This is a genomic window from Caballeronia sp. (genome assembly GCF_049581465.1).
Lineage (GTDB): Bacteria > Pseudomonadota > Gammaproteobacteria > Burkholderiales > Burkholderiaceae > Caballeronia.
This window is the reverse complement of the sequence record NZ_JBAUSA010001058.1, coordinates 1-2,949: the sequence shown is the minus strand read 5'-3', so window position 1 is coordinate 2,949 and position 2,949 is coordinate 1. Positions and strand designations below refer to the sequence as shown.

Genomic DNA, 2,949 nt, shown 5'->3' with positions numbered 1-2,949 from the left:
CCGCCACACCGCGTCGAGCGCAAGATTGATCGCATTGAATTCGATATGAGCGAGCGCGTGCAGCATGACGGCCCGCCCCGCGTCGGACTGCATGCTGCGGCGTTTCAGCGACGATGGCGCGACGAGTTCAGGTGCCGCCGGCCGGCCCGGCAGATCGCGGGGGTCGAGCAGTTCGATGGTGGAGTCGATGGAGGTTTCTCCCGCCAGCATGTGCTCATGGAGCTGCTGGGTCGCCCGGGCCTTGGTCGCGGGATCGCATTCGCGCAGCAGCGCGAGCGCCGCTTGGCGGATTGGGATGGGCACGGGCATGGATTCGAAACCGGACGGCTGATTGAGCATGGTCGACGATGAGGCGTAAGAAACCGCGGTTTTGCCCTAGATCGCGAGCAAGCGGGAAAACGGTGAATAGGGTGCTAAATCCGGGGTTACGTGCCGTCTTTTTTCAAACGGCTAAAATAGCGTTTTGCGCCGCCTTCAGTTCGACCTCCCGGTACTCAGGCAACTAATTGTACCGGCCTGTACCTCAGCCATCATTGCAGCCTTCATCGCAGCGCCATCGCACGTTCTTACACGGCGCAGGACCAAGGAGACCACGTGGCAATCTACAAGCTCGGCGATGCCGCCCCAACCATCCATGAAAGCGTGTTTGTCGCCGATACGGCGACCATCATCGGCAGCGTGACGCTGGAAGAAAATTCGAGCGTCTGGTTCGGAGCCGCGTTGCGCGGCGATAACGAGCCGATCATTCTCGGCTACGGCAGCAACATACAGGAGGGCGCGGTCCTCCATACGGACAAGGGCTTTCCCCTGACGATTGAGGCCAATGTGACGGTCGGCCATCAGGCCATGCTCCACGGCTGCACGATCAAGGAAGGCGCGCTCGTCGGAATTCAGGCGGTGATCTTGAATGGTGCGGTCATCGGCCGCAACTGTCTGGTAGGCGCGGGCGCGATCGTGACGGAAGGCAAGATATTTCCCGACAACACCCTGATTCTCGGTGCACCTGCGAAAGCCGTGCGCGAATTGACGGAAACGGACATCGCCCGAATGCACGCGGGCACGCAAAGCTATGCGGAACGCCGCGAATTTTACAAAGAGCAACTCGTGCGGATTGGCTGATTGCCCGTTGGCACAGTGCTCCATCGATCAAGGAAAGAAGCGTGGTGAACGACCAGTTGCAAAAATTCATGTTCAACGCGGCGCCTGTGCGCGGTGAAATCGTCTCATTACGCGATACGTGGCGGGAAGTGCTCACGCGCCGTTCCTACCCGACGCCGGTGCAAAACGTGCTTGGCGAGATGATGGCCGCGTGCGCTCTACTGTCGGCCAATCTCAAGTTCGACGGCACGCTCATCATGCAGATCTATGGCGACGGCCCCGTCACCATGCTGGTGGTGCAGTGCAACTCGGATTTGTCGTTGCGTGCCACCGCGAAGCTGGCGGAATCGATTGAAGGCGCGACTGAAGCGCCCGTGCCGATCACCGACGACATGACGCTGCCCGACCTGCTCAACCGCAATGGCCAGGGCCGCTGCGTCATCACGCTCGATCCGCGCGACAAGCAACCCGGTCAGCAAGCGTATCAGGGCATCGTGCCGTTAAGTGGTGAGCATGGGCCGCTGGCATCGATGGCGGAGGTGCTGGAGCACTACATGCATCATTCGGAACAACTCGACACGCGCCTGTGGCTTGCCGCGAATACCGAACGCGCGGTTGGCATGTTGCTGCAAAAGCTTCCTGGCGATGGCGGCATTGTTCCGCATCCGGGCGAGCACGACGCCGATACGTGGCGGCGTGTGTGTCATCTCGGCGGTACGCTGTCGAACGAGGAATTGCTGAAAGAGGAGCCGGAAACGGTTTTCAAGCGACTTTTCTGGCAAGAGAACGTGCAGCATTTTGAGCCAGCGCAGGCGCGATTCGAATGTACGTGTTCGCGCGAGAAAGTGGGCGGGATGCTGAAAATGCTTGGCCGCGAGGAAGTAGACAGCGTGGTGGCCGAGCGCGGAAGCGTGGAAGTGCATTGTGAGTTCTGCAACCAGCGCTACGAATTCGATCCAGTGGACGTGACGCAACTTTTTATCGCGGGTGAGCTTGTACAAGGCGTGAGCCCGGCGCCGGAACAACGACACTGAGCAACGACACTGAGCAACAGCGGCAGTGAGTTTGGTGCTTAGTGTGTTGGACTGTAATAAGGCGTCACAGAGTAGTGAACAGCGGGTGTCCTACGTGTCATGATCCGGATCCCATTAGTGATCCGGCCCGCTGGAGGTCGAAATGAAACCTTATCGATTGGTGTCGTCGAAGTTGTTGGTCTTGGCGTGCGGCGCGGCTGTGGTTGCGCTGACAGGATGCGTGATGGATCCGCCGGGGCCCTCGCCGATTTATAGCCGGTTGCCGTCGTCGCAGAACCAGGTTGTGCAGCCGCTGTCACCGCAGGAGCAGGAACGCTACGACCAGATTGACCGTCAAGTGCTTGCGGACCAGCAGCAAAGCATGGCCGCCGAGGCCGCTGCGCAGGCTTATTCGCAGTATTACCGTGCGCCGGTTACGGTATATGGCGGGTACTCGAGCGGTGGCTGGGGCAGTGGCGTGGGGTTTGGGTATGGCGGGTGGTAGGAACGCGGGGGTTGGTGCAGTGGAGGCGAAGCGTGTGCGCGCCGCGTGTGCTTGGGGAGGGTGTTTCGACTGCGGGTTAAATGTTTGGGGCCGGGCTACGTTCGTGCCAAAAACCTGAAATGAGTAACGACGACACTTAGGTATTCGCGGTTTGAACGCGTTTCTTTGCTTCGTTTCTTTTCGCGTTTGAAAAGAAATGAAGTCCCGCCCCGGATAGGGGCTAACAGTAATAAGCAAGAAAATCCGACTTAAGCAGACCGACCACGCTAGCAGGAGGACTCAATGTTAGCCCCACACTCGCCGCGAGCAGCACCCTACTAGCCTTGCTTTTTC

The 2,949-nt window shown here is 59.4% G+C and carries 4 protein-coding genes; 3 read left to right on the top strand and 1 reads right to left on the bottom strand.

The window, feature by feature from the left end; all coding sequences use genetic code 11:
* Positions 1-339 (bottom strand): DUF455 family protein (locus tag WCA53_RS25900; RefSeq protein ID WP_423917151.1); only part of this gene is annotated, 339 nt, incomplete at its 3' end.
* Positions 340-594: 255 nt separating this feature from the next.
* Between WCA53_RS25900 and WCA53_RS25895 the strand changes: the two genes are divergently transcribed.
* The 3 genes from WCA53_RS25895 to WCA53_RS25885 all read left to right on the top strand — a co-directional run bounded on the left by WCA53_RS25895 (position 595) and on the right by WCA53_RS25885 (position 2,616).
* On the top strand, positions 595-1,119 hold the full coding sequence (locus WCA53_RS25895; protein WP_423917146.1) for a gamma carbonic anhydrase family protein: 525 nt from the start codon (positions 595-597) through the stop codon (positions 1,117-1,119).
* 44 nt (positions 1,120-1,163) lie between these two features.
* Positions 1,164-2,132 carry an Hsp33 family molecular chaperone HslO gene (hslO, locus tag WCA53_RS25890; protein ID WP_423917155.1) on the top strand — a complete coding sequence of 323 codons (969 nt, stop codon included), beginning with the start codon at positions 1,164-1,166 and terminating at the stop codon, positions 2,130-2,132.
* 142 nt (positions 2,133-2,274) lie between these two features.
* Positions 2,275-2,616, top strand: a complete 342-nt coding sequence (locus tag WCA53_RS25885; RefSeq protein ID WP_423917143.1) for a hypothetical protein — start codon at positions 2,275-2,277, stop codon at positions 2,614-2,616.
* The last annotated feature ends 333 nt before the right edge of the window (positions 2,617-2,949 follow it).